Origin of the sequence: Methanohalophilus mahii DSM 5219, from assembly GCF_000025865.1 — an archaeon.
GTDB lineage: Archaea > Halobacteriota > Methanosarcinia > Methanosarcinales > Methanosarcinaceae > Methanohalophilus > Methanohalophilus mahii.
On record NC_014002.1, the window covers coordinates 303,442 to 327,931 of the forward strand.

Annotated in this window: 26 protein-coding genes and 1 tRNA gene; 13 read left to right on the top strand and 14 right to left on the bottom strand. The window is 43.8% G+C overall.

What is annotated here, in order from left to right:
- Position 1: 1 nt before the first annotated feature.
- Complete coding sequence (gene pylSc, locus MMAH_RS01390; RefSeq protein ID WP_013036758.1) at positions 2-1,216, bottom strand: pyrrolysine--tRNA(Pyl) ligase large subunit; 1,215 nt, start codon at positions 1,214-1,216, stop codon at positions 2-4.
- Positions 1,217-1,513: 297 nt separating this feature from the next.
- Here pylSc and MMAH_RS01395 point away from each other — a divergent pair, with 297 nt between their 5' ends.
- Positions 1,514-3,034: an aminotransferase class I/II-fold pyridoxal phosphate-dependent enzyme gene (locus MMAH_RS01395; protein WP_013036759.1), complete on the top strand. Its 1,521-nt coding sequence runs from the start codon at positions 1,514-1,516 to the stop codon at positions 3,032-3,034.
- Between the two features lie 19 nt (positions 3,035-3,053).
- On the opposite strand, the gene MMAH_RS01400 is transcribed toward MMAH_RS01395, so the two are convergent.
- Both MMAH_RS01400 and MMAH_RS01405 read right to left on the bottom strand, forming a co-directional pair.
- Complete coding sequence (locus MMAH_RS01400) at positions 3,054-4,913, bottom strand: PAS domain-containing protein (RefSeq protein WP_172632565.1); 1,860 nt, start codon at positions 4,911-4,913, stop codon at positions 3,054-3,056.
- 158 nt (positions 4,914-5,071) lie between these two features.
- Positions 5,072-5,755, bottom strand: a complete 684-nt coding sequence (locus tag MMAH_RS01405) for a DUF5591 domain-containing protein (protein ID WP_013036761.1) — start codon at positions 5,753-5,755, stop codon at positions 5,072-5,074.
- A gap of 105 nt (positions 5,756-5,860) precedes the next feature.
- On the opposite strand from MMAH_RS01405, the gene MMAH_RS01410 reads away from it, so the two are divergent.
- The 3 genes from MMAH_RS01410 to MMAH_RS01420 all read left to right on the top strand — a co-directional run bounded on the left by MMAH_RS01410 (position 5,861) and on the right by MMAH_RS01420 (position 8,511).
- Positions 5,861-6,244 (top strand): helix-turn-helix domain-containing protein, encoded by a 384-nt coding sequence (locus MMAH_RS01410; RefSeq protein ID WP_013036762.1) that lies wholly within the window; start codon positions 5,861-5,863, stop codon positions 6,242-6,244.
- A gap of 213 nt (positions 6,245-6,457) precedes the next feature.
- Positions 6,458-7,618 carry an MFS transporter gene (locus MMAH_RS01415; RefSeq protein WP_013036763.1) on the top strand — a complete coding sequence of 387 codons (1,161 nt, stop codon included), beginning with the start codon at positions 6,458-6,460 and terminating at the stop codon, positions 7,616-7,618.
- A gap of 116 nt (positions 7,619-7,734) precedes the next feature.
- Positions 7,735-8,511 (top strand): NYN domain-containing protein, encoded by a 777-nt coding sequence (locus MMAH_RS01420; protein ID WP_013036764.1) that lies wholly within the window; start codon positions 7,735-7,737, stop codon positions 8,509-8,511.
- Between the two features lie 33 nt (positions 8,512-8,544).
- Here MMAH_RS01420 and MMAH_RS01425 read toward each other — a convergent pair whose 3' ends face one another.
- The 3 genes from MMAH_RS01425 to MMAH_RS01435 all read right to left on the bottom strand — a co-directional run bounded on the left by MMAH_RS01425 (position 8,545) and on the right by MMAH_RS01435 (position 10,619).
- Positions 8,545-9,636 (bottom strand): aminotransferase class I/II-fold pyridoxal phosphate-dependent enzyme, encoded by a 1,092-nt coding sequence (locus tag MMAH_RS01425; RefSeq protein WP_013036765.1) that lies wholly within the window; start codon positions 9,634-9,636, stop codon positions 8,545-8,547.
- An 89-nt stretch (positions 9,637-9,725) separates the two neighbouring features.
- Positions 9,726-10,217 (bottom strand): Lrp/AsnC family transcriptional regulator, encoded by a 492-nt coding sequence (locus tag MMAH_RS01430; protein WP_013036766.1) that lies wholly within the window; start codon positions 10,215-10,217, stop codon positions 9,726-9,728.
- Positions 10,218-10,241: 24 nt separating this feature from the next.
- Positions 10,242-10,619: a 30S ribosomal protein S8e gene (locus MMAH_RS01435; protein WP_013036767.1), complete on the bottom strand. Its 378-nt coding sequence runs from the start codon at positions 10,617-10,619 to the stop codon at positions 10,242-10,244.
- Between the two features lie 152 nt (positions 10,620-10,771).
- Between MMAH_RS01435 and MMAH_RS01440 the strand changes: the two genes are divergently transcribed.
- A complete protein-coding gene (locus MMAH_RS01440; RefSeq protein ID WP_048902225.1) occupies positions 10,772-11,686 on the top strand; it encodes a ribonuclease Z in 915 nt (304 codons plus the stop codon).
- A gap of 18 nt (positions 11,687-11,704) precedes the next feature.
- On the opposite strand, the gene MMAH_RS01445 is transcribed toward MMAH_RS01440, so the two are convergent.
- Together MMAH_RS01445 and MMAH_RS01450 are read right to left on the bottom strand one after the other, a co-directional pair.
- A complete protein-coding gene (locus tag MMAH_RS01445; protein ID WP_013036769.1) occupies positions 11,705-11,968 on the bottom strand; it encodes a hypothetical protein in 264 nt (87 codons plus the stop codon).
- 14 nt (positions 11,969-11,982) lie between these two features.
- Positions 11,983-13,086 carry an AAA family ATPase gene (locus MMAH_RS01450; protein WP_013036770.1) on the bottom strand — a complete coding sequence of 368 codons (1,104 nt, stop codon included), beginning with the start codon at positions 13,084-13,086 and terminating at the stop codon, positions 11,983-11,985.
- 373 nt (positions 13,087-13,459) lie between these two features.
- On the opposite strand from MMAH_RS01450, the gene MMAH_RS01455 reads away from it, so the two are divergent.
- The 3 genes from MMAH_RS01455 to MMAH_RS01465 all read left to right on the top strand — a co-directional run bounded on the left by MMAH_RS01455 (position 13,460) and on the right by MMAH_RS01465 (position 14,981).
- The gene (locus MMAH_RS01455; protein WP_013036772.1) at positions 13,460-13,825 is read left to right on the top strand and encodes a response regulator; all 366 of its coding nucleotides are present in this window, start codon (positions 13,460-13,462) and stop codon (positions 13,823-13,825) included.
- A gap of 236 nt (positions 13,826-14,061) precedes the next feature.
- Entirely contained in the window at positions 14,062-14,838 is a 777-nt protein-coding gene (locus MMAH_RS01460; RefSeq protein WP_013036773.1) for a sulfide-dependent adenosine diphosphate thiazole synthase, read from the top strand.
- Between the two features lie 68 nt (positions 14,839-14,906).
- Positions 14,907-14,981: transfer RNA gene (locus tag MMAH_RS01465), tRNA-His, on the top strand.
- 48 nt (positions 14,982-15,029) lie between these two features.
- Here the strand turns inward: MMAH_RS01465 and MMAH_RS01470 are convergent.
- The 3 genes from MMAH_RS01470 to MMAH_RS01480 form a co-directional block, all read right to left on the bottom strand.
- Positions 15,030-15,371, bottom strand: coding sequence for a DUF356 domain-containing protein (locus MMAH_RS01470; RefSeq protein WP_013036774.1), 342 nt, complete (start codon positions 15,369-15,371; stop codon positions 15,030-15,032).
- Positions 15,372-15,455: 84 nt separating this feature from the next.
- Positions 15,456-16,271 carry a pyrroline-5-carboxylate reductase gene (gene proC / locus MMAH_RS01475; protein WP_048902226.1) on the bottom strand — a complete coding sequence of 272 codons (816 nt, stop codon included), beginning with the start codon at positions 16,269-16,271 and terminating at the stop codon, positions 15,456-15,458.
- Between the two features lie 9 nt (positions 16,272-16,280).
- Positions 16,281-16,763 carry a multiprotein bridging factor aMBF1 gene (locus tag MMAH_RS01480; protein ID WP_013036776.1) on the bottom strand — a complete coding sequence of 161 codons (483 nt, stop codon included), beginning with the start codon at positions 16,761-16,763 and terminating at the stop codon, positions 16,281-16,283.
- Positions 16,764-16,848: 85 nt separating this feature from the next.
- Here MMAH_RS01480 and MMAH_RS01485 point away from each other — a divergent pair, with 85 nt between their 5' ends.
- Positions 16,849-18,138: a proteasome-activating nucleotidase gene (locus tag MMAH_RS01485; protein ID WP_013036777.1), complete on the top strand. Its 1,290-nt coding sequence runs from the start codon at positions 16,849-16,851 to the stop codon at positions 18,136-18,138.
- A gap of 8 nt (positions 18,139-18,146) precedes the next feature.
- On the top strand, positions 18,147-18,740 hold the full coding sequence (locus tag MMAH_RS01490; protein ID WP_048902072.1) for an endonuclease dU: 594 nt from the start codon (positions 18,147-18,149) through the stop codon (positions 18,738-18,740).
- A gap of 5 nt (positions 18,741-18,745) precedes the next feature.
- On the opposite strand, the gene glmM is transcribed toward MMAH_RS01490, so the two are convergent.
- The gene (glmM, locus tag MMAH_RS01495; RefSeq protein WP_013036779.1) at positions 18,746-20,092 is read right to left on the bottom strand and encodes a phosphoglucosamine mutase; all 1,347 of its coding nucleotides are present in this window, start codon (positions 20,090-20,092) and stop codon (positions 18,746-18,748) included.
- A gap of 114 nt (positions 20,093-20,206) precedes the next feature.
- On the opposite strand from glmM, the gene MMAH_RS01500 reads away from it, so the two are divergent.
- Positions 20,207-20,494 (top strand): signal recognition particle protein Srp19, encoded by a 288-nt coding sequence (locus MMAH_RS01500; RefSeq protein ID WP_013036780.1) that lies wholly within the window; start codon positions 20,207-20,209, stop codon positions 20,492-20,494.
- Positions 20,495-20,521: 27 nt separating this feature from the next.
- Here the strand turns inward: MMAH_RS01500 and MMAH_RS01505 are convergent, their stop codons facing one another.
- The gene (locus MMAH_RS01505) at positions 20,522-20,695 is read right to left on the bottom strand and encodes a preprotein translocase subunit Sec61beta (RefSeq protein ID WP_013036781.1); all 174 of its coding nucleotides are present in this window, start codon (positions 20,693-20,695) and stop codon (positions 20,522-20,524) included.
- Positions 20,696-20,764: 69 nt separating this feature from the next.
- Positions 20,765-21,784, bottom strand: coding sequence for an S-methyl-5-thioribose-1-phosphate isomerase (locus MMAH_RS01510; RefSeq protein ID WP_013036782.1), 1,020 nt, complete (start codon positions 21,782-21,784; stop codon positions 20,765-20,767).
- 85 nt (positions 21,785-21,869) lie between these two features.
- Here MMAH_RS01510 and MMAH_RS01515 point away from each other — a divergent pair, with 85 nt between their 5' ends.
- Entirely contained in the window at positions 21,870-23,693 is a 1,824-nt protein-coding gene (locus MMAH_RS01515) for an HD domain-containing protein (protein WP_013036783.1), read from the top strand.
- Positions 23,694-23,702: 9 nt separating this feature from the next.
- Positions 23,703-24,455 (top strand): tRNA (adenine-N1)-methyltransferase, encoded by a 753-nt coding sequence (locus MMAH_RS01520; RefSeq protein WP_013036784.1) that lies wholly within the window; start codon positions 23,703-23,705, stop codon positions 24,453-24,455.
- The last annotated feature ends 35 nt before the right edge of the window (positions 24,456-24,490 follow it).

Sequence of the window (24,490 nt, forward strand, 5' to 3'; positions counted from 1 at the left end):
TTCACCTGAGATTGGTTGTAATTCCGTTATAGTATGAAATAGACCTGCTTGAGCGCTTTATGTTTGTGTATTTGTGCTTTACCTTGAGTAATCTCTCAATTCCCATTCCTGCACCCATCCAGGGTTTGGTCACTCCCCAGTCGAGGTCCTGTGGAATGGGTCCCACAACGGCTGAAGATATTTCCATATCCCCATGCATTATGTCAATGGTATCTCCATACACCATGCAATTATCCGAGATTACTTCGTAATCGATGTTTAGATATTTGAGCAGGTCATCGATAATATTTAACAGGTTTTCTTTTGTGCATCCCGAACCCATCTGGCAGAAATTAACCATTGTAAACTCTTCAAGATGTTCTTTGCCGTCGGATTCCTTTCTGTAGCAGGTACCGATCTCGAATATCTTGAGGGGGTCGGGCATTATGTTATCAAAATTGTGAAGATAATTATATAATCCCGGGGCAAGCATGGGCCGCAGGCATGTATTCTCATCCACCCGGAAGATCTGCTTGTAGAGGGGGTCTTCTTCTGTGATGCCCATTCTTTCAATGAATTTGGCAGGTATCAGGACAGAAGTACGTACTTCCATGAATCCTTTTTCTATTAAAAATAGGGAGATGTCCCTTTCGAGCTGGGCCAGCTGATGTCTGCGGTCATCCTCATACATCTGGCGCAGGTCTTGTTTTCTTTTTTTAACAAGTTCTGTCTCCAGCTCCTTGAAGGTGGGGAGTTCTTTTATTGAACTAAGGTCGTCTGCAGGGCTAAGCAGTGTTGTAATCCTTTTCTTCTGGGCAGGCGTGTAATCCGGTTTTACAGGCTTTTCTTTTTTTGCCTCTACAACAGGTGGCATTTCATTTGCCTTGCTGGATACAGATTTTACCACTGCTTCCTTTGGAGATTTACTCTTTTTTGTTTTTGAAGATGTGATAACACGTGCCTGGCTTCCCCTGCCAAAATCTTTTGTGACAAAACGAGTAATACGCTCATCGGAAAGTTTGCAGTTTTTGCATGCTTTGCGATATTTATTGTTGCGTAGCGCCCTTGCAGAGCGACTTCTTCTTGAATTGCGTACTGTAAAGCGGCTTTGGCAGTCAGTAGTGATATGAATATGGTTTCTTGACACCTCGAAGTTCTTTACACCATGAAGTAACCCGTTCCTAGAGAGCCACACTCCGTTGGTGTCTATAAGTAAATCTAGTGGTTTCCTTTCCATAGGGGATTACTCCTGCTATAGGGGCGACTTCTGATATCTACATTTGTTGAGGTGTCTAATTTTGCAACATATCCAGACCGTCACTTTCTATTTTACTGGCGGAAACCCCGGGAATCTAACCCGGCTGAATGGATCTAGAGTCCATTTGATCTACCTGATCAGGTTTCCACAGGATAGTCTGCTTTATTTCTTTGAATTTGTATTTAACTTTATGGGTTTATGTTGGGGAATAACAGTTTCCTATCATAAATTATATTAATAATAAGTTCGCTGCTAAAAATTGCTTTATATAACTTCATGCATCTTGAAAAACACCAATTAAAGCCGGCAGATGATAATCATATGCTCCCCTTCAAAGAAAATATACTTGAGTTAATTCCTTCAACCCATGGCGGACTTATCCGGAAGACTTCACAACAATATTCCATTCCCCTGTCCGATATAGTGGATTTTAGTGCCAGTTTGAATCCTCTGGGCAGCCCCTTTGATAATCCTGAATGGGGTATGGACCTGCAGGATCTGTTTGCCACTTCCTTTGAAAGAATGGGGCAATATCCTGATAATCGCTATCTTGAATATAGAACTGCAGCGGCCTCTTTTGTAGGAGGGGGTGCAGGTGTTGTAAATGTTGTCCCCGGTAATGGTTCATCGGAAATCATCAGGCTTGTCGCCGGCTGTATTCTCAATGAAGGGGATGAGGTAATGATTCCCCAGCCTACCTTTGCTGAATATGAACAGCAATGCAGGGTGGCCGGTGCGAAAATTGTGTATTATCCGGTAGGATCCCTGCTTTCCATCTCTGCGGACGCGCTGGAATCGGTACGTATTCTTTTTGTGTGCAATCCCAACAATCCTACCGGTAAGTTGCTTGCAAGAGAAGATGTCCTGCGCCTTGCACGGCTTTGTGCAGAAACAGATACTCTGCTTTTTGTTGATGAGGCTTTTATTGAACTATCCGATATATCAAGTACTGTAGTTGATGTTGCCATCTCTAATGATCATGTTTTCGTAATGAGGTCACTTACCAAATCATTTGCACTGCCGGGTATACGTATGGGATTTGGTGTTGCATCTGAGGCAATGGCTGAAAAATTGAATACTGCCCGTCTGCCCTGGAATATGGGTTCTCTTGCCGAAGGGGTGGGATGCGCTTTAATGGAGATGGAGGGTGGTATGGAATCACCATTCATGGATATGTCCCGCCAGAAGATAACCCAATACAGGGATTATCTCGTAGAGAGGCTGAATGATATCTATGGTTTCCATCCTCATTCAAGTTCTGTAAATTATATACTTGTGGATATCTCCGAGCTCCTTATGGATTCTGTAGAACTTACAGAAAGACTTGCAAGACATGGTGTGCTTATCAGGGATTGCAGTTCTTTCCCGCTGATGGAAAAAGATTATATCCGTCTTGCAGTGCGGCCTCCTGAAGAAACGGATATACTGATTCATACTATCGGAGAGGTCCTTACAGAATCCGGCAAGGATTATGCCGAGGAAAAACTGAAGGAAACCATCAAAGATGCTTCTTGCGGATGTTCTTCAAGCCGCAATACCTGTGAGTACTATCCCTGTCATTTCGAAGGGCAGGATTGCACTTTCTGTTTCTGCCCCTTCTACCCATGCGAAGATACGCGCACCGGGGGTAAATGGATAGATAGCACTACAGGCAGCAGGGTCTGGAGCTGTGAAGATTGTGTGCTTGTCCATAATTCGGATGTTGTGCACAAGATGCTTGACATTCTCATGGAGGATGGTGGTACTGACATCAGTCTCAAAAAAGCCTGGGATGAAGTGATACATGTCAGTTTATAATTTGTATAATTTCTAATTATCAATTCGTATTCGGTTTATCCGGGATTGTGAATGTAAATGTGCTTCCCATCCCAACCTCACTTTTCAGTCCGACCTGGCCACCATGCATTTCCACTAGTTCCCTGGCAAGGGAAAGTCCCAGTCCTGTGCCCTTATATTCACTGGATTTGGCGGATTTGACCTGCTGGAAAGGTTCAAAAATTGTAGCCTGATCGGCCTCGGGTATTCCCATGCCGGTGTCCTGGACTGCAACTTTCAATTTGTCCTTTTCTTGATTGGCAACAATTGTAATTGTTCCTTTATCCGGGGTAAACTTGGATGCATTGCTCAGCAGGTTGTACATAATCTGTTTGAATTTTTTCCTGTCAGCATACACCCTGCTATCTTCAGGAGGTAAATCCATTTGCAGGTCTATATTCTTTTTGGATATGAGAGGTTTGATCAGTATGCTGATTTCATCCAGTGCTTCATGCAGGTCAAAACTACTGTATTCAAGTTGTTTTTGTCCGGCTTCTATCTTCGAAAGATCGAGAATATCATTAATCAGGCTTAGCAGGTGACTGCCGCTTTTGGTAATGTTGGACACATATTTCTTCTGTGAGTCATTGAGTTTCCCTCTTACTTCTTTTGAAAGGATATCGGAAAACCCAATCACCGAATTTAAAGGTGTTCTCAGTTCATGACTCATGTTTGCCAGAAATTCACTTTTGGTCTGGTTTGCCTGTTCTGCAGCCTTTTTTGCTTCGATGGCATTTTCTTCGGCATTCTTGCGTTGCGAAATATCCTGAAATAGTTCCAGAATGTATGTATCTCCTTTTATGGTAATTTCCTGTGCATTTTTCAATATAGGTTTTTTTATTCCGTTTTTGCACTTTATTGAGGTATCCATTCCCCTGAATTCTTCCTGTCCGTCTTCCCATATGGGGCACTGTTTTGAGCTGGATCCCTTTGGGCAAACAATGTCACATAGTTGTCCTACGAGTTCTTCCCTTTTATAGCCTGTAATCTCACATGTACGGTAGTTTACATCTTTTATAATGTAATCCTGGCCTATCATCAAGATGCCACCGGGCATGTTTTCATATATAGTCTTTAACTTTTCTTCAGCTTCGACTCTTTGTGTAATGTCATTTCCGATGGAAAGAAGGCCGGTGACTTCTCCCTCATCATTCTTTAATGCTGTGTCATACCACTCGACAATGATTTCCTTACCTTCTTTTGTGTCAATGGGGTTGACATTGCCTTTAGTAGGGTGGCCGCAAATCGCCTTTTTGAATACGGATCTGATTCTTTCCTTTTCTCTTACAGGTATGAATCTGGAAAACCAATCGTCTCCCTTTATTTCTTTAAGTTTGTAGCCGGTGATTTTTTCCGTATGTGGGTTACAATATACTATTTTTCCCTGTCTGTCAAGAACGGTCACAATCACTCTGGCAGTACCAATTAGACCGGTCAAGAGATCGAGTTCTTTAACCAAACTGTCTTCATTCTGTTTTTCTTCAGTGATATCCCTTATTATTCCCATGTATCCATATATTCTGGATTTTTCTGTAAAAAGGGGTGATATTTTAATCTGACAGTAGAAAGTACTTCCATCCTTGCGTTTTCTCGAACCTTCAATCTCATGAGCCTTTCCTGAATAGAGGTTTGAAAACATTTCTTTTTTCTGTTGTGAGGTCAGCTCTTGGTCATGGAGTATGGTTATTGGTTTGCCTTTTATTTCAGGCAGGGTCCATCCGAACATCTCTTCTGCAGATCGGTTTACGAAATTTATGGTAAAGTCAGGAGTAGTATATATTATGGCATCTGTGGAATGCTGGATCATATCTGCAAATATTTTTGATTTGCTTACGGGTGCATTAAATTCTAAAATATCCACATAAACCACATTACACATTATTGTACTTGCAATATTTTTCTAATGTATTTTTTGAATAAGCAAATCAGTATTGGTGGGAAAAGTATCTCTTTTTATTTATTCTTTGCGTATATTTTATTGATGTGATACAGCAATTGACTTTGCACCTTTGCTCTTGTTCACAAAAGATACCAGTCATTATCGTTTTCTGAACACTCGGGGTCAATTCCCACGACTCTTCTTTCAATCCCCAATTTATCGGTGATTGCATCGGAGAGGTCCTGAAGATATCCTTTCTGGCTCAGGCTGCCGTAAATGAATCTCTTGTTGGGGCGGATGTGCTCTTCCATTGTTTTTTGTCGGGGGACGATATTTACTTCAATATCCGTTTTCTCAAGACCCTTGAGCATCGCCTTTCTGAAGTCTCCTGTGCAGTAGGCTATCCTGTGGCCATAATTGTCACGGGTCTTCTCGAGGTATGTTGCAATTCTTTTGCTTTCCATACTTATAAAATCCCGCTTGATCTTTGCCACATTGCATTTGCCCATCATGAATTTGTAATCGGTAAAAGGATATTCAGTGTCTATTTCCCGTGGGGTTACTCCGCAGGTTCCGAAAACTACTATATGAACATCTTCGGGTTTTAGCAAATCAAAAATGATCCTGTCATACATCCTGTGGGATGGACTCGTATGATAGGGTTTTCTCATAGAACAGGGGACGAATATGCAGAATTTGCGCGTAGGGGCCTCATATTCATTGAGGACCCACTTATTGGCACGTATCATATCCGGATGATATATTAATCTCTCTGTATCAAGCGGTTCATCGGACCTTTCATTTTCTGGTATTATTGGGGTCACTTGACTACCGTTGCTGAAAAACTATATATATAATTAACGATTTGATTAGTATGGTTTTGTATAATCTGTGCAACTTTGTTTATGGGGCTTCAGGTGAGTTTTAAAATGACGGGTTCAATTTCGGAAATGCTGAAAGCGAATTGTGAATGCGATGATGTTGCCAAGTGTATTCTGGGCTTAAAAGACCTGGATCTAAAGGCTTATAAGATACTGCTTTCCAATGGTCCTCTGACAGCCGAAAAACTCGGGAAGTATCTGGATCGTGAGCGCAGTACAGCTTATCGTTCTCTCCAGAACCTGATCTCCTGCGGACTCGTTTACAGGGAAACCCATACCATTGATGTAGGGGGTTATTTTTATGAATACGTGGCTGTAAACCCTGCAGAGGTCAGGCGAATGCTTCAGGAAAGTGTTGACCAGTGGTATGATAAAGTGAGTCATCTGATTAATAAAATCGATAAGGAACTTGTAGGGGACGAAATTCCATAACTATCCGGATATTTATGTAATATGTTCATTTTTGACAAAGCATCTGCTTTTTCCTGATATATCCGGAGTTGACTGGTGAATCAGGCGATACTGAGAGTATTTCCTGTTATTTTGATTTCTTATTCCTGTATTTTGCCTGATGTTTCACTCATTTATTTATAGAAAGGCTTCTTTTGCCACTGTGTCTATTGCTTCTGCTATTTGGTGTGAATTATGAAATTCAGGAAAAGTCATCTCCTGTTGCTCTGTGTCACTGCCTTTTTTGCCATGGCAGGCGGTGCAATTCTTGCGCCGGTTTTGCCTGATATGGTGGTGCCTCTTGATACAACATCCCATGAGATAGGGCTTGTTATTTCGGTATATACCATCTCCACTGCAATTTTCACTCTCATAATTGGACATTTCGTGGACCGGCTGGATCGAAAAAAAGTACTGGTTCCCTGCCTTTTGATATATGGTTTGATGGGTCTGGCGAGTTTTTTTGCCACGGATTTGCAAACCCTTCTGATTCTGAGACTTTTGCAGGGTATGGGAGTAGCCGGAATGATGTCTCTTGCAATGTTGATTATCGGAGAAGCTTATTCTGGTAGTGAACGTTTGCATGCAATGGGTAGGGTGAGTACGACGATAGCAATTGGTATAATTGCGGCTCCTCTTATTGGAGGTGGCCTGGCAATTGCCGGCTGGAACTATCCTTTCCTGTTCTATGCTCTTTCCCTGCCCTTTGCAGTAATTATGTTCTTCCATCTGCCCGAAACAAGACTCCAAAACCTGGAAATCAATAAAAGAGGGTTACTGGATGCATTTGGTGCAATGCGGGATTTCCGTGTGGCCTACACAATATTTCTGGTTTTTGTGACATTTTTCCTGCTTTATTCAGTGGTAGTTTATGTGCCTTTTATGCTTAAGGAATATTTCGGATATACCGCAGATAAATCCGGAATTGTGCTTGCTTTTCAGGGAATTGCCGTTATTATTGTCGCTTCAAATGTACGCAGAATCGCCACAAAGTTTGAGATGATTTCAATGATTGGTATTGGCTTTCTCCTTGTGAGTGTTGCTATATTGTTGCTGACACAGGTGAACTCTGTACTTCCTGTCTTTGCCCTTATGTTCATTTTTGGCTGTGGCTATGGCCTTTCTCAGACAGTTATAGACGGGATGATCGTTCACATATCCCCGCCTCAGGTACGAGGGGGTGTACTTTCCATTCATAATTCCACAAAATATGTGGGGATGAGTTTGTCTCCTGCTCTGATGGGGATGGTTTACTTTTATTTTGGACTGCAAACTGTTTTTTTGCTTGCCGGTTTACTGGCTTTGTTTGCTGGGATTTCTGTTTATATGGTGAGAGAATGGTTTGTTGATATCTGAATTTAGTTAGGTTCGACAGTACAAATGGATATGGACTCGTTATATTTATTAATCCAGTGAATTATTTATCATATCGATGTGCTCTGGATTTTACACTATCTTTTTGAGGAATATTCATGGAGACTGATTCAGTACAGAAGAAACTGGCAGTACTTATCGATGCTGACAATGCACAACCTTCCATAGTGGAGGGACTTTTTTCGGAAATAGCCAAATACGGGATCGCAAGTGTAAAACGGATTTACGGTGATTGGACGCGTCCCAACCTGAAAAACTGGAAGGACAGCCTGCTGGAACATTCCATCCAGCCGATGCAGCAATTCAGTTATACTTACGGGAAAAATGCCACCGACAGTTCCCTTATAATCGATGCGATGGACCTGCTTTATTCCGAGCCCCTAGATGGTTTCTGTATTGTTTCAAGTGACAGTGATTTCACACGTCTTTCATCCAGGATAAGGGAATCTGGTCGTAAGGTCTACGGCTTCGGGGAACTCAAGACTCCAAAACCCTTTATTGCAGCCTGTGATAAGTTCATATATACGGAAAACCTGCGTAAGGAGGAAGACATAGTAGATACAGTAGCTGAGTCACCAATGCAGGCTCCGGGGAAATGGGATACCAACCGTCTCAAAGGTGACAGCAAGCTAGTTAAAATGCTAAGGGATGCTGTGGAAGATTCAGCTGAGGAAAGTGGCTGGGCCTTCCTGGGCAATGTGGGCAGCAATCTTGTGCAGAAACAGCCGGATTTCGATCCTCGTAACTATGGTTACAAAAAAATGTGGGATATTTTCCGGGCAATAGATCTTTTTGATATCGATGAGGTCCGGGCGGATAATTCCAGCAATAACCGGTTGATTTACGTGAAGGATAAAAAAAGCGATGGGAAGTGATTTTCTTTTACAATCGCTTTCTTGAGCTGGTTTTTAGATGTTTGATATGAAATTCTCGATTCTATCAAGAGCTTCTTTGATGTCTTCCCTGGAGGCTGCGTAGGCGCATCTGAGATACCCATTTCCGGCCCTGCCGAATACATTGCCTGGTATGGTAACAACCTGCTGCTGGTCGAGCAGTCTTTCGGCAAACTGTTCCGATGTCAGGCCTGTGGACGCAACAGAGGGGAATGCATAAAAGGCCCCGCCTGGGTTGAAACAATCCAGGCCGATATTATTGAATCCCTTGACAATAAGCCTGCGACGCCGGTTATATTCATTGACCATTTTCTCCACTTCTTCCTCACCATTCTTGAGGGCCTCGATTGCTCCGACCTGTGCGGTAATCGGGGCACAAAGCATGCTATACTGGTGTATGCGCATCATGGCTGCTAACACCGGTGCAGGGGCAAGTGCATAGGCCATTCTAAAACCGGTCATCGAATATGCCTTGGAAAACCCGTTGAGGACTATGGTGCGTTGCCTCATGCCATCCAGGGAGGCAAAACATGTATGACGTGTGTCATAGGTCATTCTCTCATAGACTTCATCCGAGATGACCATTATATCATGTTCTTCCACTACTTCCGCGATGGGTTCCAGTTCCCTTTTATCCATCACGGCACCGGTGGGATTGTTTGGATAATTGAGCAGTATGGCTTTGGTTTTCGGAGTGATCGCCTTTTTAAGGTTTTCGGAAGTAAGTTTGAATTTGTCTTCCATGCATGTTTGTACAGGAACCGGATTTCCACCTGCAAAGATGACCGCCGGTGCATAGGCAACATAAGAGGGTTCCACAATTATGATTTCGTCACCCGGATCGGTGATGGCACGCACCGCCAGGTCAAGTGCTTCACTTACTCCCGATGTCACCAGTATTTCGCATGTAGGGTCATAGTACAATCCTTGCTTCTGGGTATAGGTTCTGGATATTTCGTCCCTGAGTTCTACAAGTCCATAGTTGGATGTATAGGATGTTTCTCCCTGTTCCAGTGAATGAATGCAGGCTTCCCGAATGTGCCAGGGGGTAATATAATCGGGTTCTCCAACTCCGAGGGATATCATGTCCTCATTGTCGGAGACCATGTCAAAAAAGCGGCGAATACCCGAAGGGGGCACCCTGTCCAGATAACTGGCTACAAAGCGTGAAGTGTCTGTCAGTTCTCATACCTCCTTTAGGGGGAAACCGGCAGACGTTTTACATGTTCGGGCTCTTCCATGATCAACCCGTCTTCTTTGTATGTCTTGAGTACGAAATGTGTGGCAGTATTATGCACCTGTTCCAGAGTGGCTATCTTCTCTGCAACAAAAAAAGCGACCTGTTTCATGGATTTGCCACGGACTGTAAGGGCTATGTCATGTTCTCCTGAAAGCAGTCTGACAGAACGCACTTCGGGGAAACGGTACAGTCTTTCAGCGATACCCTGGTATCCCTGTTTGCGTTCCAGTGTCACTTTCAGTTCAATGATTGCATAGACATAATCTTCTCCTGCAAGTTCCCAGTCAATCACTGTTTTATATTTGCGGATTATCTTTGCTTTTTCAAGCTGGTGAATCCGCTTCTGAACTTCTTCCGGAGTCATGTCAACAAGGGCGGAGATTTCCTCGTGAGTTGCCCTGGCATCATTTTCCAGAATCTCCAGTATATCCCTTGTTTTCCTGTCCATGCTCTTTGAGCCACCTTTTTTTGTTTATTTTGTAAGGATTGCGTTGACAACGCCATCCTGGCCCGGGCGGCTGGTGATCCTGGCATCTCCAAGTTCGGTCTTGATAATGCTGCCCTTTGTGAGTATGTTACGCCTTACGTAGTGCTCGTTGGCTTCATTATCGGTAACATTCTCTATTGTAACTGCTGATGTCTTTCCGGTAGAGGGGTCGGTGACATTGGCAATTTTTTCCTGTAGAAGCTTTATTTTTTGGGCGCCGCCCCTGGTCTTTACGGATTTTCTTCTTGTTTCTGCGACATGTGTTGCTGCAGGTTCACTGCCGATTTCATATTTCCTTTTTCCGCGTGCTGTTTTTCTCTTGGCAGATGTGGCCGTTCTCTTTGATCTTCCCTGGGATATCATGATTGGAACCTCTGTTTTGTGATTTAAGTATAATACTAAGCTTTGCTATTAGGAGAGTTCATTAATTGTAATATCGTATATGAACCTTTCGAATATAGACTTCTCACGAGATTGGATAACCATAAATAATGCTTTTACTTATGATATTTATTATGCTTCGTGTAGTGTTCCTTGGTACAGGGGGAGCTCTCCCAACTGTGAACAGGAATCCCTCTTCTATTCTGGTAAACAGGGACGGGGAGTTGCTGCTTTTTGACTGTGGGGAGGGTACCCAGCAGCAAATGATGCGTGCCAGGACTGGCATGATGTCCCTATCTTCTATTTTCATTTCACATTTTCATGCAGATCATGTGCTGGGAATTCCCGGCCTTTTGCAAACTCTTTCTTTCCACGGCAGGGATACTCCACTGACTATATATGGTCCCGTCTGGGTGGAACAATTTGTAAAACTGGTCTCACTACTTGGCTACTGCCGATTGAATTTTGAGGTCAAAGCAGTACCCCTTGAAGCCGGGGATGTTGTCCAGCGAGAAGGTTATGTGGTCAATGCAATTGCAAGTGAGCACAGTGTTCCTTCTCTTGCCTATGCTCTTGTAGAAAATGAACGCCCTGGCAAATTTGACCGCCGTCGTGCTGAAGAGATGGGTGTACCTGTAGGCCCACTTTATTCCCGTCTCCAGAAAGGGGAATCTGTAGAAGTAAATGGCAGGATCATCCATCCCAATGAAGTGATAGGTCCTTCCCGTAGGGGGCGTAAACTCATCTATACTGGTGACACCCGTCCGTGTGAGGCCATTCTTGAAGCAAGTAAAAACGCTGATGTATTGATTCATGATGGCACACTTGCACAGGAAAAAGCGGATTGGGCCCGTGAATCATTGCATTCGACAGCAAATGAGGCTGCGGATGTGGCAAAAAAAGCAGGGGTAAAGCGGCTCATTCTGACCCATATCAGTTCGAGGTATACTGACGATTCTTCTGTACTTCTGGAGGAGGCAAAAGAAGTTTTTGAAAAAACCTGTGTGGCAGATGACCTGATGGAGTTTGAAGTCCTCTATGGGGAATAATGGGGCAGTCAGGTGTTTTTAAATGAAGGTCCAATCGATTTTCTCATCATTTTTGTCGTAAAGGGTAACTTCGGCCTGCATCTCTTCCATCTGGCTGGGTAATTCTCTAACTCCCAGATATAGGGTATCTCCTGGTCTCAAATCCCTTTTCGGATCAGTGCGGGCAAAATAAACATTCCCTCCACTTTTTATTTCTTTGACCATTACTCCTTTCCATTTCAGGTTGTTTATTATGTTGACAACTTTGCACTCAAACCTGTCTGATTCTTCTATTTCTGTCACTTTGTCACCTCTTCTCAGACGTAAAGGTGGGTATTTGTTTCCTTTTTCTGCAACCCTGACGCAGCTTTTTCAAAATAATGTGCTTCAACTTTTTCCATGTCATCCATTATTGCATTGTGAAGGGCACTTTTGAGAATTTTTTCCACAATATCTCTTCCCGAAAGGCCGTTGGTCAGTTTTGCAAGTTCATCCACGTTAGCTTCAGCTTTTATGGGGAATGTCTGTAGATTTAATTTTATTATTTCTTTTCTTTCCTCTTTACCGGGAAGTACAAACTCTATCTCCTCTTCAAAACGGCTCCTGACTGCCCCGTCAAGTACTGCTGTTCTGTTTGTGGCACAGATGGTGCATACTCCTTCACTTTGGCTGATGCCGTCCATTTCTGTGAGCAGGGCGTTGACGATCTCGGCTACATCGCCCCTGAGTTCCTGGTATCGCCTGTCAAGGGCAATGGCATCCAGCTCGTCTATGAAAATAATGCTGGGTGCAAGTTCACCAGCTTTTTCATATAGCTGGTGTATCTGTCTGGAACCTTCTCCCACAAATTCTCCTATAAGTTGTGTGGCTTTGATCGGGAGGAATGCCACATCAGTTTTATTTGCAAGAGCTTTTGCGACCATGGTCTTTCCTGTACCTGATGGTCCATGAAACAGGATGTTACGGGGTGCCCATTTGCCAAATCTCTCGGGCTCTTCCAGGTATCGCTCGATGAGCTTGCATTTGCGTTTTGCTTTAACCTGTCCTACTATATCATCAAATGCAATTTCCACGGGATATTCGATATCGGTTTTTTCTTTCTCTTCCTGATTTACTACAATTGTAGTGGATTGGCCTATTATTGTGTCTTCGGGCCTTACTTCCTGGATCCTGTATGCAAAATCAGGGAACATTCGTTGATCAAAGAGGTAATCGTTTTTTCGGGCAATGTAACCATTCCATTGCATTCTCGCGTAACATTCAAAGAGTTCTGGTTCTTCGATGCGCGGGTATTCTTCAATAATTCCACAGAGAGGATAACCAATAGGTTGCAAAATTACAATTTCTGCAGTAGCTTCTTTTGCCTCGATTGCTTCCTGGGGTATTTTTTTCAGACTGGAACGTTGTGCGGATCTTGCCATATTTTCTCCTTTATGTCATATGGGTCGTGTTGCAGTATTAAAAGTTTATCCATAGGATTTGATGACTATCACAATAATTACTCGCACTCATCTGATTGAAATAATAAAACATCTTGATTCCAGGAGAAATCATGTTGGTTCTGTTAGCAACGATTAATTTGATTTATAGGAATATATGAATTAATTTGGGTAACCTGTATGTCTGTTTTTATACAAAGAGTTTAGATTTATATATTGTATGCCTATTACTATATATATGAAAACATACTCTACAACAGCTTAGCAATTTAAGTTATGATCAAATAAGTCAGGTATTTTCCGGGAAAAGGAAGTTATATCGATAATTATCAAATCATATTTAGAGGTTTAAAGAATGGCCACAATTCTGGTAGTTGAAGACAATCCAATGAACATGGAACTTACAGTGGATTTGCTTGAATCTTACGGATATGAAGTAATGCAGGCAGAGGACGGTTCACAGGCTCTTGATGTTGTAGAGAAAAATACTTTTGATCTCATCTTACTTGATATGCAGCTGCCCAAAATGGATGGGCTTGAAGTTCTGGAAAAATTCAAAGAGATTGAAAATTCAAAAGATACGCCTGTAGTTGCATTGACAGCACATGCAATGAGGGGCGATGATAAGAAATTTATTAATGCAGGATGTGCGGGATATATATCCAAACCAATCGATATACATGAATTCCAACAAACTATCTCATCTTATGTCGACAATTGATTGTAGCTATTCCGGGATTTCAACCTTGGATTAAATGCTTTATGTAAGGGTTCCGCTCTTGCATTCATCACAATATATTTTCTGCATCTAATCTCTTTTCAATAAATATCTGACACTTTTTGCCAGGGATATCCAATACATTTCATGTACAGGGGTTTGTTTTTTCCTTTTCCAATAGTTTTAATATCTATGTGGCCTATAAAATGAGCAAATTAGCAGCATTTGAGGCAGGATTCATGGAACTTGATGAGAGAATTATTACCCGAGCGATAGTTGAAGAATTTACCAATGTTTTTCTGGACTATACTGATGTTGACGTGGCCCTGGTAGGGGGGGGTCCGGCAAACCTTGTTGCTGCACGTTATCTTGCAGAAGCAGGATTAAAGACTGTACTTTTTGAGAAGAAACTATCTGTGGGAGGCGGTATGTGGGGCGGTGGCATGATGTTCCCGCGTATTGTGGTCCAGGAAGAAGCGCGCAGGATCCTTGATGATTTTGATGTACCATATCATGAGTATGAAGAAGGTTACTATGTGGCAAACTCAGTTGGTACTGTGGGCAAACTTATAAGCGCAGCGGTTTCTGCAGGGGTTGAAATATTCAATCTGGTAAGTTTTGAGGATGTTATGATACGGGATAAAGATGAGGTATGCGGGCTTGTTATTAACTGGACAGCAGTTGAAATAGGCCGGCTTCATGTTGATCCTCTTACAATCCGTTCTCGCCTGGTACTTGACGGAACCGGCCACGAGGCTACTGTATGCAATACTGTGCAGCGCAAGATACCCGGGGCTTTTGGCGGTAAAGGGGTGGTGGGTGAAAAACCAATGTGGGCTGATACTGGTGAGCGTCTTGTAATGGAAAATACCCGGGAAGTTTATCCCGGTCTGATAGTTACAGGTATGGCTGCCAATGCCGTTGCAGGTTCTCCTCGCATGGGTCCTGTTTTTGGAGGGATGCTTCTTTCAGGCGAAAAGGCCGCACAGCTTGCAATTTCCCGTCTGAAAGACTGATAATGGAGAAAAGTTTATTTAAGAGAAATACATGTATAGGATGCCCTCGCGTAGGGCATTCTCAATATGCCGGGGTAGGGTAGCGGTTATCCTGTAGCCCTGTGGAGGCTACGATCTGAGTTCGATTCTCGGTCCCGGCCCCATTTTCTTTAATTTTCGCAGGAAAACTTATTTTTAATGTTTTTGAGGTATTAATTGTTTATTTCAAATTCAGGATATATCTCAGAATTATCCATTAATTCTTCATAAGCATCATGCCTGGGACTTATTATTACAATATGGGCTGGTGGATGTATTTTTCTCAGTTTGTTAATCGCAGAGCCGGCATTATTTTCCAGGCCTACAAGCGCTGCAAACTTACAATTTGAACGCAAGGGTACTCCCACAACCTTTACAAGAAGAGTGTCTGCATAGTTTGGTTCGATACGTTTTGGACAGGAACTGAATTTCATGCTCCCGTATTGCTGCAAATCATGCAGCGCAATCCTGACTTTGTTTTTGTCTTCTCCCCTGATTACCGCAAAGGATTTCATACAAACCCCCCGTTGAAGGCTTTGTAATTAACTAAATCATAAAACTATATCAATTTTTGTATTGTTTCAGGAAAGATAGGGGGATTATTTCCCCATTTCACGGGAGCGTTTTGCAGAAGCCATCACTGCATCTGTAAAAGCCGCCCTTATTCCGTTTTTCTCAAGTGCATGAACCCCGTGGATGGTTGTCCCTGCAGGAGAAGTCACCATGTCCTTGAGTTCTGCCGGATGTTTTTTTGTTTCAAGGACCATCTTTGCTGCACCAAGTACTGTCTGGGCTGCCAGTTTCAGTGCACTTTCCCTGTCAAGTCCTTCAAGCACGCCGCCGTCTGCCATAGCCTCGATCACGGGGAAAATATATGCAGGTCCGCTCCCTGAAACTCCTGTAACCGCATCCATGAGATGTTCAGGTACAAGAGCGGCAGAACCCATGCTTGAAAATATTTCCATTGCGACTTCAGCATCTTCTGCGGATGCATTTTTCCCTGCACTGACTGCAGAGGCTGCTTCGCCTACGGTTGCTGCAATGTTTGGCATCACACGAACGACTCTTGTATCTTCGTGTAATTCCTCTTCAATGGTGGCTGCAGGAACCCCTGCCGCAATTGAAATTATGAGTTTGTTTTCGTTAATATGGTCTGCAAAACCTCGTAGTACATTGCGAAGTATCTGGGGTTTGACCGCAAGGATGATGATTTCTGAATTATCCACAGTATCAAAGTTATCTGTTGATACGTTAATTCCAAGTTCATCTTTAAGTGCCTGCAGCGCAGGTTCATAAACATCGCTGGCATAGATATTTGCAGGTTTTGCTTTTCCTGCACGAACTATGCCTCTAAGCAGGCTTTGCCCCATCTTGCCGGTCCCTATTATGCCGACTTTCTTGTTTTCGAGGTGCATCATATCACTTCATTTTTTCTTGATGGTTACTATATCGCCAAGAGTAGTACCCTTGTTCAGGGTATTTGTATCCCAGTCATCTTCTCCCACTTTCTCGGTGAGTTCGATATCAAGGGCCTGTTCAATCTTTGTACGTACCGAATCTTCGGGTACGATGTCTCCCTTCTCTATCTTTTTGATCAGGGATGCTTTTTCCTTTATGTTGGAAGCAAGTTCTTCCTGGGTAAGGCCCTTTTCTTCCCTTGCCTCTCTTATGGTTTGTTCGTATTCGTCTATGAGTTCTTCTGTAGGAGCAGTTACCGGGTTCTTTTTGGGCTTTGAACTCTTTTTAATCCCCTGCCGCACAGGAGCATTCTTTCTGGATACTGGTTTCCGGGTGCTTACTGATGTTCCGTATTGTGAACATCGGTTACAGGCGTTGAGTTCGCTTCCCTCGACATTTATCTTAAAAGGCTCCCCTTTAATTTCTGCACCACATATTTCACACTGCATAAAAAATCATCTCTTACATGGAAGCTGCCATGCCTCTTTTCGAAAGTGCTATATACCTATGGACTTAAATATTATTCGGAGCTATATGAACGAAACGAGTGATGATACGTTAAATCAGGGGAATTACGGATTAAAAAATATGTCCGATATTGAATATGATTATATGGGTTCTGAAGGAGACGAAGACTTTTCAAAGTACCTTCTGGACAGGATGAAGCAACTTGAATCCCGCAACAGCAAACTTAAAGAGCAGTGCGACCAAATCGAATCTGAAAAAAAGTATGTAGAATCCCAGAAAGTGAAGTATGAAAGGGAAGTTCGCAAACTTCGCTCTGAGATTAACAGGCTTAAGACTGTTCCTTTGATCGTGGCAAATATCATTGATGTCATTGACTCCAATAAAGTCTTGATACGAAGCAGTTCGGGCCCCCAGTTCATGGTAGGGGTTTCCCAGTACATAGATGATTCCAGATTGGTTGCCGGTGTCAGGGTTGCCCTGAACCAGCAGACCCTTTCAATAGTGGATGTTCTTCCCTCGACAGAAGAACCGGAAGTTTCAGCAATGGAAGTCCTGGAATCTCAGGATATAAGCTATGAAGATATCGGTGGACTGGATAATCAGATTCAGGATATCATTGAATGTGTCGAACTTCCTCTCATTAAACCCGAGTCTTTTGAACGCGTGGGTGTGGAACCTCCCAAAGGTGTGCTGCTGCACGGCCCGCCGGGTACCGGTAAAACGATGATGGCAAAAGCGGTTGCCCATCGTACTGACGCAACTTTCATCCGTGTTGTGGGCTCGGAACTTGTGCAAAAGTACATTGGCGAAGGTTCCAGACTGGTCAGGGAAGTTTTCGATATGGCAAGAAAGAAAGCTCCAAGCATTATTTTCATAGATGAGCTGGATGCCATTGCAGCAACCCGGCTGAGTGACACCAACGGTGCTGACAGGGAAGTACAGCGCACTCTCATGCAACTTCTTGCGGAGATGGATGGATTTGAGAACCGAGGTGATATTCGTATAATTGCAGCTACCAACAGGGTGGATATCCTTGATCCTGCCATAATTCGTCCGGGTCGCTTTGATAGGATGGTAGAGGTTCCGATGCCGGATACAGAATCTCGTAGCTTGATCCTCAGGATTCATTCCAGAGGGCTTTCCCTTGCCCTGGATGTGGACTTTGACAAACTTGCCACCCTTACAGAAAATACGAGTGGTGCGGATCTGCATGCACTGACTACCGAGGCAGGTATGTTTGCTGTACGCAATGATCGTGATAGTGTGACAATGGCTGACTTTATGGCTGCCATTGATAAGGTCCTAAAGCCCCGCCAACCTCAGGTTAATGAGCATCCAGCCTCAATGTTTGTTTAAAAGGGGGTATACCCTTTTCTCTTTTTCATATAAAACCGGAAATAAGGATTCTGGGTATTGATGATTCAGCGCTGGTAAGTGACCGTATACTTGTGGTAGGGACTTTTTTCAGAGGGGGGATGTGGCTTGACGGAGTGTTATCCACCTACATTACCAGGGATGGTATGGATGCTACCGATTCATTAATAAAGATGATATCAGCCAGCAAACACAGGAATCAGGCGCGTGTGATAATGCTGGATGGAGTCACATACGGTGGTTTCAATCCGATTGATATCGTGCGTTTAAATGAATCTACAGGAATGGGTGTGATTGTGCTGATGCGCTCGATGCCTGATTTTGAGAATATAAAAAATGCTCTATATCATCTGGAATACCCGGATGAAAGGTTTGCGATAATAAAAAAAGCAGGCAGGATATCGAGGGTGGTAACTTCACATTCCCATACGCCGGTTTACATCCAGTGTGCAGGCATCGATGAAATTTCCGCCACCAGGATAGTCCAGTTAAGTGCCACCCATAGCAATATTCCAGAGCCTTTGAGGGTTGCACATCTCATTGCCACAGGTATTATTTGTGGTGAATCCTGCGGTAAACCTTGATGAGTTTAATCCTGGATTGAAGCCAGTACTATCTTTTCCCCTCTTTCCAGAATCTGCCTTGCCTTTTTCTCCGTTTTAGCTTCGGCAAAGACCCTGACAATTGGTTCGGTACCGGAGGGGCGTATCAGTAGCCACCCGTCTTCATACCATATCTTGAAACCATCGGTGGTATCAATCTCAATTCCTTCTCCCTGTACGTGGATGGCTACGTTTTCAAGCGTTTTTTTCAGATTACCACATTTTACCTTTGTTTTGGCATTATGGTATGCCGGAACATTTGCAGCCATCTGTGAAGGTTTCACTCCCTCTGCCATTATGTCAAGTAATTTGGCACAGGCCATTGCACCGTCCCTGCAGTACTGGTGTTCCGGGAAAATAAGTCCTCCATTGCCTTCTCCGCCAAAAACAGCGTCGATTTCCATCATCCTGCGTGCTACATTAATGGATCCTACGGCTGTCCAGTGGAGTTCTACGCCTGCTTCTTTTGCAATGTCCAGCATGCGCCGGGATGAACTGACCGGTGTCACGATTGGTCCCTTTTTACCGGAGATCACATATTTTGCCATCATGGAAAGCAGTATTTCTTCATCAATGAAAGTACCATTTTCATCAAAGAAGACTGCCCTGTCTGCATCCCCGTCCTGAGCAACTCCCAGGTCAACATCGTAATTTTTGACAATATCCCTGAGTTCTCCCAGTACATCGGGTGTTGGCTCGGGATTTCTCCAGGGGAAAGTGCCATCCGGCTGGGCGTTGATCGTTATGACCTCACATCCCAGTTTACGCAATAAGAGGGGTAATGTGAGAGAACCTGCACCACATCCCGTATCTATGGCCACTCGAAATTGTTTTGCGCTGATTTTTGTGGAATTGACCGATGAGATTATTCCATTGATGTAGTAATCATTGGCATTATAATCCCGGTTAAGTTCACCTGTCATGTTCCAGTTAGCAGTGTGGAATTCGCCGCTGTAGTAGATATTTTCGACCTTTTTCTCCCCCTCTTTGGAAAATTCGGTACCATCTGCGGCTATAAGTTTTATGCCATTATATTCCCTGGGGTTGTGGGATGCAGTAATAACAATTCCAGCATCTGCATAATCGCGCACATAATACTGGACAGACGGTGTGGGGCAGGTTCCAATGTCGATAACTTTTATGCCCGTTGAAAGTAAACCGGATATTGCAGCTGCTTTTAGCATCTCTCCTGAGATGCGTGTATCTCTTCCGATTGCTACAGTTTTATCTTCTCCCAGATGGGTTCCCAGACTTCTGGCAAGGTCGATTGCAAATTTAGGTGTAATGAATTCGTTAGCTATACCACGTACTCCGTTGGTTCCAAACAGGCCCATTTGTAAACTCTCCTACTTGCTATACTAGATGGCACTTTACTATTTTAGGTTTATCTGGAGGTGGTCTATCACCAAGAATTATATTTAATGACTTCCAATCTATGGACCATGCTAATGAAAGACGAAGGCCGGCTTGTAATCTGGCCGGCTTCCATAGATCGTTCCAAAAGCAGGAATGAAGGAAGGATTGTATCTCGTAAAAGTTCAGTAAAGGAGCCGAATCTGGAAGAGATGGAAAAGGCAGCTGCATCCCTTGGCCTAAATCCTGAGGTTCAAAAAGACAAAGCTTATCCGCGTTCCTGGTGGGAGAAAAGTGGGCGCATCATGGTGGATAAGAACGAATCCAGAACTACCACGGCAAGATTGATTTCTAAAACTATTAAAAAAGATAGACAGGGCTGAATGCCCTTTTTTTATAATGGATTATTTTTATGGCCAGGTGCCATAACTGGCGCTTAAGAGAATAACAGCAAGTCCACAAAGCAATCCAAAGACTATAACTGCTTTGGGGTCCAGGTGGATTGCCCTTTTATCCTCTTCATAATATCTCATAAGACCGGCAGAGGACATCAAACCGTTGTTACTCTGTTTCTTTTTTCCCATATTCTTCCATCTCTTTCCTTTTGTTTACTTGTATCCTGATTGTATTTTATACTTTAAAAGCTTGCGCCCTCAGGTTCTTACTTCATCTATCAAAAATGGTGGTCTGAAGATTCCTTTTTCTGTAATTATAGCCTCAATATATTCCATCGGTGTGCTGTCAAAAGCAGGATTTATCACAGGTACGTCTTCAGGTGCTATCTGTACCCCCTGCATGTAGCGCAATTCATCAGGATCTCGTTCTTCTATCTTCACGCTGTCTTCCCATCCCTTGAAATCAAATGTAGAGGCAGGTGCTGCCACATAAAAAGGAATTTCGTGTTCCATGGCCACGATTGCATGGCTGTAGGTTCCGATCTTGTTGAATACAGCATCTTCTGTAATGCGGTCTGCCCCGACTATCACCTTGTCCACAAGCTCGTGTCGCATCACATAACCACTCATGGAGTCCGAGATTAGTTTGACCGGTATATTGTCCTGCATCAGCTCCCAGGTCGTAAGCCGGCCTCCCTGGTTCAGAGGCCGGGTCTCACATGCGACCACATTGATATCTTTTCCTTGCTCCACAGCGGAACGTACCACTCCCAGAGCTGTGCCCCAGTCCACACAGGCCAATCTGCCGGCATTACAGTGGGTCATCACGGTGTCACCGTCTTCCAGCAGGGAAGCACCATGTTTACCTAGAGTTTTGTTGGTCTGCACATCTTCATCTGCAATGGCCTGTGCTTCGTTAAGAGCTATGTCACGTATGCCTTCGGTGTCGTAGGCTTCAGAGACGGCTTTGATCACCCGGTGTACTCCCCATCCCAGGTTTATGGCTGTGGGTCGGGTTGCAAGGATGATCCCTGTGGCATTTTTGAGATCTTGCAGGAGGCTTTCCATATCATTTGCACTGCTGAGTTTGCTGGCAAGGGCAATACCATAGGCACCTGCTGCTGCCAATGCGGGTGCTCCCCTGACCCTCAATGATTTGATTGCTTCACACAGCTGTGCAAGATTTTCACATTCGATTTCCCTGTATTCGACAGGCAACAGGGTCTGGTCGATCATCCTCACAGTAGAATTCTCAGCATTCCATTGAATTGTTCTCATTATTGTTTCACTCTGGTGATAATTAATTAGGTCTGGTTGAGATATTTTACACCTTTATATATATCTTCCACCTAAATACCCATTCATGGTCAGTTCAAGGGCGATTCATGATCCGGTGCATAAAACTATCCTGTTGACTCCTCTCCAGAAGGAACTCGTGGAAACCCCTCAGCTGCAGAGGCTACGTTCCATCCAGCAGCTCGGCCTTGTTGATATCGTTTATCCGGGTGCAAAGCACAGTCGTTTTGAACATAGCCTAGGTACCATGCATATGGCATCCCTGATGGCCGATGCCCTGTCTCTGCCGCAAGAGGATAAAGTGAAAGTGGAGGTTGCAGGTCTTTTGCATGATGTAGGCCACTCTGCATATTCTCATGCTGTGGAAGATGTCCTTAAGCGCAATCCTGATATCAATCCACAATACGGTGGCATAATAAGGGAAAATCACGAAGCTTTCAGTGAATATGTCATAAGAAATTGTTTTGCAGGCAACGGAAATATTGCAAGAAAAGTTGAGGAAGAGCTGGGTCAGGATCCTGTTGATTTTTTCGACCAAATCGCCCTCATGGCAACAGGTAAGTCATCTTTTCTGGAAAAGCCCTATCTGGGACAGTTGATATCCGGTGACATAGATGCTGATAGGATAGATTTTTTGCTTCGTGATTCCTATCACACTGGCCTATCTCTGGGACTAATAGACGTGGACCAGATAATACAGAACCTGAGCATCCGCAATGGCAATATCGTACTGGGTAAAAAGGATGGCTGTAGTTATGATGAAGATATGACATTGACGGTTGCTGAATCAATGCTCATAGCACGCACTCATCACTATAATGCTATAGTGCATCATCCTCATACACAGTCTGCCAGGATTATGTTATTACGATCTCTTGAAAATGCTCTGGCTATGTTCGGGGAAAAGAAGGATGCAGAATCTGTGAATGACGAGGTGGGTTTGTTTTTCACAGAATATAATGATGCTGACTTGCTTTATTTCATAAAAACATACGGCAATGATCAGGCACAACGGCTTATCAGTTCAGTCCTGGCGGGAAATATCTGTGACCCAATTGTGCGATTTAACCAGAAAAACCTCAACCCGGCAACCCGTATGGCCCTGTCTACAATAGCCCGGCATGGTGTGGCAAAGAAGATGTTCGAGGAGCAGCTTGAAAAGAGAATAGGGGATGTTTTTGTAGATTTGAGTGTTGCCAGCGGAGTGCCCCGCAGTACAAGAGTTGTTGTGAACGGTGAGGATAGTTTCTTTTACGATGAATCTGCCCTTGCAAACGGTCTGGTAAGGGCAATTTCCAGGCAACTGTCACTGGTTGTTTTTTCTCCGGTCGATGGTATCGGATGCCCCGAAGCTGCACAACTTAAGGATGTTGTAGGCCACACTGTTGAGACCCTTTCTCCTCAGTTGCTGAGATTTATACGCCAGGAAAATTATCTGCCCGTAGAGGGGCTGATATTGTTGTTCTATACCGTTAATTCCATCTTCTGGAAAGAGGAAGGTGGCTTTGTCTCGATTCCACGTTTACGTAATATAACTTGGATATATCGTATGGTCCAGCGGTTCAGTGAGGATGTAAGACTTCGTAACCTCTTTGACTATAATTTCCACTGCAACTACGGTTTTCCTTACAGCAACAGGGTTTTTGAGGACATCCAGTTGCTCGTGGCAATGGGTATTGTGGACGAAGACCTGCGTTACTATGAAAAGGATAACAGGTTTCACCAGCGCTATGAGTATGTCCTGACGATGCACGGAGTTAAATATGGAAAACAACTTTCAGAAGCCTACAGCCGTGAATTCAGGGAACTTACAAAAGTACTCAGGCAGGATAAACACTCTATCCCCCGGGATATCGTAACAATTCCTGCCCGCCGTTATCAACAACCTTGAGGTGTATATATGAAAGAAAATGAAACGGTGCTTTTGCGCACCCGCCATAAAGATAAATTCCGGGAATATTTGACCACGGTCTCGGGTAAACAGTTCCACTGCGAATTTGGTATTGTTGAAACGGCCGAGTTGCGGGATATAGAACCCGGCGGTACGATTGTGTCCCATATGGGGCAGCAATTCTCTGTTATCAGGCCCCGGGCTCCGGATATGTTCAGACTTGCAAAACGCACGGGTGCACCTATCATGCCCAAGGATGTGGGCCAGATTATTTCCCATGCAGGTATAAATTCTTCGGACAGGATACTCGAAGCCGGCACCGGAAGTGGCGTGCTTGCCATTTATCTGGGTTCTGTAGCAAAGGAAGTGATAAGCTATGAGATACGTGAGGATTTTGTGGAGAATGCCCGGGCCAATTTGTCCATGGCCGGCCTATCCAATGTGGAAGTTCGCTGCGGGGATATTGTGGATGTGATGAGGCAGGGCACTGATTTTTTCGATGCTATAGTACTTGATATTAAAGATTCTGCAGAATCTGTCAAATATGCCTGTTCTAGCCTGCTTGACGGAGGTTTCCTTGTTGTTTATTCACCTTTCATTGAACAGGCAAAAGCTGTATACCTGGAAGCTGTGGGGGCAGGATTCTACAGTGTACATACACTTGAATGCATGGAAAGGGAGTTATCTGTATCCGAAAGAGGCACAAGACCTGCCCCGGCACGCGTAGGCCACACCGGTTATCTGACATTTGCCAGAAAATGACCGAGGGCAGATTTTTATTTTCCATTTTCACATAA